Raw genomic sequence first — 5,328 nt, 5'->3', positions numbered from 1 at the left:
GATCAGGAAGGAGGCTGCCGCCTATGGCATCGACCCGATGCACATCGTCGGCGCCATCGTCGGCGAGCACACCTACAATGTCGACGCCTACGACCGGCTGCAGACCTATTACGTCAAGGCGATCTCCTATCTGTCGAGCAAGCTCTCCTTCGCCTATGACGGCGAGGACATTAGCGATTTCGTCCAGCGCCCCGAATTCAAGAAATGCGCCGGTATGACCGACAGCTACGATCTGTGGGAATGCCGCGAGCAGGTCTGGAACCATTCCTTCCGCGGCAAGAGCGTTGGCGGCACAAGCTTCCCCAACGACCGTTTCGGCGCCACCTTCTTCCAGCCCTATTATGCCGGCCAGACCTTCGGCCTCGGCCAGCTCAATCCGCTGACCGCGCTGCAGATGAGCGATCTCGTGCACAAGGTTTCCGGACTGCCGAAGCTCGACGTCGGCGATCCGAACACGGTCTACAAGACCATCATGGATCCGGACCTGACGCTGGCCTATGTCGCGGCGACGATCAGGACGTCGATCGATGCCTATAAGAGCATTGCCGGCTTCGACATCTCCGACAATCCCGGCCTCACGGCGACGCTCTACAATGTAGGCAATCCCGAGCAGCGCGCCTCTGCTTTGAAGGCCGAGAACGACAAGCGTCGCGCCGCCGGCGAGCCGGAAAAGCTGCCCGAGGAAAATTATTACGGCTGGCTGGTCAACGACAAGCTGGACGAACTGAAGGCGCTGTTCTAGCCGCCTCGGGTTCGGGCTGTTTAGCCTTCCGCGTCGAGGAACGCCTCGAACTTGCGCAATTCCAGCGCGTCCGCCTCGAGCATGTGGCGCGGTTCCGGATAGGCGCCCGACTGGATGTCGGCGGCATATTCGCGGAACGCGGCGATGCGCTCGCTCTGAATGCGGTCGAACTCCGCCGCGAGATCGCGGTAGCGCTTGGCGTGGCGCGGATAGCGGCCGCGATTGGTGCCGAGCACGTCTTCCGAGAACAGATACTGGGCATCGCAGCCGGCGCCGGCACCCATCGAGATCATGATCAGCGGCGTGCGCCGCGAGATCGCGCTGGCGACCTCGGCCGGCACCACCTCGATTTCGGCGGCGAAGACGCCGGCCGCCTCGAGGTCCTTGACCTGCTTCCAGACGAAAGCGGCGCTCTCTGCGGTCTTGCCGACCGCCTTGAAGCCGCCGGTCCAGGTCGCATGCGCCGGGACCAGGCCGACATGGCCGCAGACCGGGATGTGCTCGTCGCGCAGCCGGCGGATCGTCTGCAAACTGGCCGAGCAGTACATCGCATCGGCGCTCGCCGCGCGCAGCTTCACCGCTGTGCGCAGGATATCGTCGGTGGTGGCGCCCATCTTGGCCTGTTCGTCGCCGGGAATGGCGAAGCAGGTCGGCGCGGCGTCGCGGAAACGCGGGTCGAAGATCAGGTCATAGGTGACCGAGATGATGTCGATGCCAGCGCGTTCGGCGGCTTCCGCTTCTTCCAGCGAGAAGACGCGCAGCTTGGACAACTGACGCTTGCCCTTCAGCGCTTGCAGGTCGGCGACCGTCGGTCTGTTGCGTGCCATTTCTTGATCCCCCTCATGCCGCACGAGATGCCGGCACCTTCCGAAGCCTCACGCAGCCAGCAGCGATTTGAGCTTGACCGTTTGCGACCCGAGCGCCGCCGGCGCCGGCGCCGCGCGCTTGGCGATCAGCATTTCCGCCAGGCGGATATCGCGCGCCACCGCATTGCCCGGACCGATGCCGCTCGCCGCCACCAGCCGTCCGTCGTCCGCCAGGTGGAACAGGATGAAGGCGCCGTCGTCGAGGTCGCGGCGCACCATGCTCTTGCCCTCGTCGGAAAGCCCGGCGATCTGCAGGGTCAGCCCATACTGATCCGACCAGAACCACGGCACCGACGCATGCGCCTCGCCGGCGCCGAGCATGTTTTTCGCCGCCAGCGCGCCCTGCTCCTGCGCATTGCGCCAGGCTTCCAGCCGCACGCGCCGGCCGCCATAGACGGCAAGCGGGAACGAGCAGCAGTCGCCGGCGGCGAAGATGTCCGGGTCGGCGGTGCACAGCTCGGCATCGACGGCGATGCCGTTGTCGATCGTAAGCCCTGCTTCCGCGGCAAGCCCGGTCACCGGCACGGCGCCGATGCCGATCACCGCGAGGTCGGCGGCGATTTGTCGTCCGCCGGCGAGCGTGATGCGCACCTCTTTGCCGTCATCGGCGATTGCTTCTATGCCCTGGCCGGCGAGGATGATCACGCCTTCCGCCTCATGCTCCGCGTGGATTGCCGCGGCGATCTCGGCCGGCACGCCGCGCATCAGGATGCGCGGCTGCGCTTCGATGACGGTGACCGTGGCGCCGAGCTTGCGCGACGAAGCGGCAAGCTCCAGCCCGATGAAGCCGCCACCGACGATGGCGACGCGGCTTTTTGGATTGAGATGCGCGCGGATGGCCAGAGCGTCGTTGAAGGTCCGAAGATAGACACAGCGTTCGCCCAGCCCCGGCATCGGCAGCTTGCGCGGTAGCGAGCCGGTCGCCAGCAACAGCTTGTCGTAGGGAAGCAAAGAACCGTCCGACAGTCGAACCGCATGCGCGGCGCGGTCGATCGCCACGGCGCGGACCGAACGGATGTGCCGGATCGAGCGTTCGGCCAGAAGCTCCTCGCTGGTGATCGCCTTGATCGCCGGCACTTCGCCGGTCATCGCCTCCTTCGACAGCGGCGGCCGTTCATAGGGCAGATGCGGCTCGTCGCCGATCAGCGTCACCGCGCCCTCGAAGCCGAGATCGCGCAAGGCGAGCGCGGCGCGCCCGCCGCATTCGCCGGCGCCGATGATGACCATTCCCCCGGACATCGCGATCACCCGATCTGAATGAGGACTTTGCCGGCGTCGACCTTGACCGGATAGGTCTTGAGGTTGACGCAGACCGGGGCGCCCCTGGCGTCGCCGGTCTTGTAGTTGAAGCGGCCATTGTGCTTCGGGCACTCGATGATGTCGTCCATCACCAGTCCGCCCGCCAGATGCACTTTCTCATGCGTGCACAGCCCATCTGTCGCGAAATACTCGTCCTCCGGGCTGCGATAGATGGCGAAGGTACGGCCGCCATGATCGAACCGCATAACGTCTTCCTCGTCGATGTCTCCGGCCGCGCAGGCCTCGACCCAGTCACTCATGTCGTCCTCCGGCGAATTGGATTGCTCGGCGCGCCTCGGCCGGTCATTCGGCCGCTGCAGCCGTGGGATGATCGCTGTGCAGATCCTCGCGATAGGGGCGGGCCGTCGGCGGCAGCTCCCGCTTGATGAAGTAATCCTCGTAGCGAAGCTGGCGCAGGAAGGCCGGGATCATCTCGCGGTAGCCGGCCAGGATCGACGGCGTCGGCGCCGGCAGGTCATGCTTGATCAACTCGTGCAGCCTGGGCAGCGCGTGGTAGGGCACCATCGGAAACATGTGGTGCTCGACATGGTAGTTCATGTTCCAGTAGATGAACCTGCTGATCGGATTCATGTAGACGGTGCGGCTGTTGAGGCGGTGGTCGATGACGTTGTCGGCAAGGCCGCCATGCTGCAACAGGCCGGTCATGACGTGATGCCAGGCGCCGTAGAGCCTGGGCAGCCCGACCAGCATCAGCGGCAGGAACGAGTCGAAATAGAACGCCGACGCGATCGTGGCGGCATAGATCGCCGCCCAGATGCGGGCGATGCGGATCGCCTTCGGCTGCTCCTGCTCGGGAATGAAGGTTTTTTCCGCCGCGCTGATGTTGCCGGCCGCGTTGCGCAGCATGTCGCTCATCGCGCGCCAGGCGTCGAGGACGCCGACGAAGGCCAGTGCCGTGCGGATCAGGTCCGGCGGCCGCATCACGGCGATTTCCGGATCGCGGCCGACGATGATCGTGTCGGTGTGGTGGCGCGTGTGGCTCCAGCGCCAGGTCACCGGGTTGCGCATGATCATGAAGCAGGCGATTTGGTAGATGGCGTCGTTCATCCACTGCGTGCGAAAGGCGGTGCCGTGGCCGCATTCGTGCCAGCGTGAATCGGTCGAGGAGCCGTAAAGCGTGCCGTAGACGAAGAAGAACGGCACGCACCACCACGTGCCCCAGAACCAGGCGCCGCCGGCGGCGCTGAGGACCAAGGCGCCGAGCCAGATGACGGTGTCGCGGATCGCCGGCTGGTCCGAGCGCTGCATCAATTCCTTCATCTGCTTGCGCGGGATGTCGGTGTGGTACCACTCGGCCGCCGAGAGACCATTCTCCACCGCCAGCCTGGCGTCGCGGCCAACCAGGCTGTAGTCGCGCCGGGATGGCGCCGCGTCCATCATTGCCGTCATCGCTTCCTCCATCAGCACCTTGCGGCTCGGCCCTCGCGTAAAGCGGTGGGGCGGGTGCACGGTCGGCGTCGAAATGCAAAATAGCTCCAAGCCATGATAGTCTCAATATCAGAAAGATAGTTTCTATCATTTCATATCAGGACGAGGTAAACTGAGTCGGCAAGCGAGGGAGTGCTCATGGCAAAGCGGCCGACCATTACCGATCTGGCACGCGTCTCCGGTGTCAGCGTTGCCACCGTTGATCGCGTCTTGAACAACCGCCTGCCGGTAAAGGAGGAAACGGCGCGCCGCGTCTATGAGGCTGCGACCGAGATCGGCTATCACGCCGCGGGACTGATCAGGCAGCGCATGCGCCAGGAATTGCCGGAATACCGCCTGGGCTTTCTGCTGTTGCGAGGCAATGATATTTTCTACGGCGATTTCGCGCGGGAGCTGGAACTTGCAGTCTCGCAATCGCAGCGCTTTCGCGGCGTCGCGACGATCGATTTCGCCGCGTCGCTGGCCGCCGACGAGATCGCCGCCCAGACACGCAGGCTGGCCGCGAAATCGAGGGCCGTGGCCGTCGTCGGTCCGGACCACCCGACGCTGACGGCGACGGTGGAGGCCCTGAAGGCCAGGAATGTACCGGTGTTCTCCTTGCTGTCCGACTTCGCCGCCGGCATCCGCGAGGGCTATGTCGGCCTCGACAACCGCAAGGTCGGTCGCACCGCGGCCTGGATGATCGCCAAGGCGGCCAGGAAGCCGGGCAAGGTCGCCCTCTTCGTCGGCAGCCACCGCTTCCATGGCCATGAACTGCGCGAGATCGGCTTCCGCTCCTTCTTCCGCGAGCATGCCCCGGAATTCATCGTAATGGAGACTCTGGTCAACCTGGAAGCGAACCAGGTGACCCACGATGCGATGATCGATCTCCTTGCCCGGCATCCGGACCTCGCCGGCTGCTATGTCGCCGGCGGTGGCATGGAAGGCGCGGTCTCGGCGCTGCGAGCAGCGCGGCCCGCGCATATGCCGGTC

Annotated in this window: 6 protein-coding genes; 2 read left to right on the top strand and 4 right to left on the bottom strand. The window is 65.1% G+C overall.

Going from position 1 to position 5,328, the window contains the following annotated elements; translation table 11 throughout:
• Positions 1 to 742, top strand: a 742-nt coding sequence (locus EN742_RS22930) for a DUF1402 family protein (protein WP_128333306.1), incomplete at its 5' end; no start/stop codon positions are given.
• Positions 743 to 762: 20 nt separating this feature from the next.
• Here the strand turns inward: EN742_RS22930 and EN742_RS22925 are convergent.
• From EN742_RS22925 to EN742_RS22910, 4 genes are read right to left on the bottom strand one after another with little or no spacing between them, the layout of a single operon-like run.
• Positions 763 to 1,569: a 3-methyl-2-oxobutanoate hydroxymethyltransferase gene (locus tag EN742_RS22925; protein WP_127404905.1), complete on the bottom strand. Its 807-nt coding sequence runs from the start codon at positions 1,567 to 1,569 to the stop codon at positions 763 to 765.
• Positions 1,570 to 1,617: 48 nt separating this feature from the next.
• Positions 1,618 to 2,847, bottom strand: a complete 1,230-nt coding sequence (locus EN742_RS22920) for an FAD-dependent oxidoreductase (protein ID WP_127404904.1) — start codon at positions 2,845 to 2,847, stop codon at positions 1,618 to 1,620.
• 5 nt (positions 2,848 to 2,852) lie between these two features.
• Entirely contained in the window at positions 2,853 to 3,167 is a 315-nt protein-coding gene (locus EN742_RS22915; protein ID WP_127404903.1) for a MocE family 2Fe-2S type ferredoxin, read from the bottom strand.
• Between the two features lie 43 nt (positions 3,168 to 3,210).
• Positions 3,211 to 4,317, bottom strand: a complete 1,107-nt coding sequence (locus EN742_RS22910) for a fatty acid desaturase family protein (protein ID WP_245455287.1) — start codon at positions 4,315 to 4,317, stop codon at positions 3,211 to 3,213.
• A 177-nt stretch (positions 4,318 to 4,494) separates the two neighbouring features.
• Between EN742_RS22910 and EN742_RS22905 the strand changes: the two genes are divergently transcribed.
• A partial coding sequence (locus EN742_RS22905) for a LacI family DNA-binding transcriptional regulator (protein ID WP_128333305.1) occupies positions 4,495 to 5,328 on the top strand: 834 nt, incomplete at its 3' end.

This window comes from Mesorhizobium sp. M4A.F.Ca.ET.020.02.1.1, from assembly GCF_004022645.1.
Taxonomy (GTDB): domain Bacteria; phylum Pseudomonadota; class Alphaproteobacteria; order Rhizobiales; family Rhizobiaceae; genus Mesorhizobium.
This window is presented reverse-complemented; position numbering and strand designations above follow the sequence as displayed.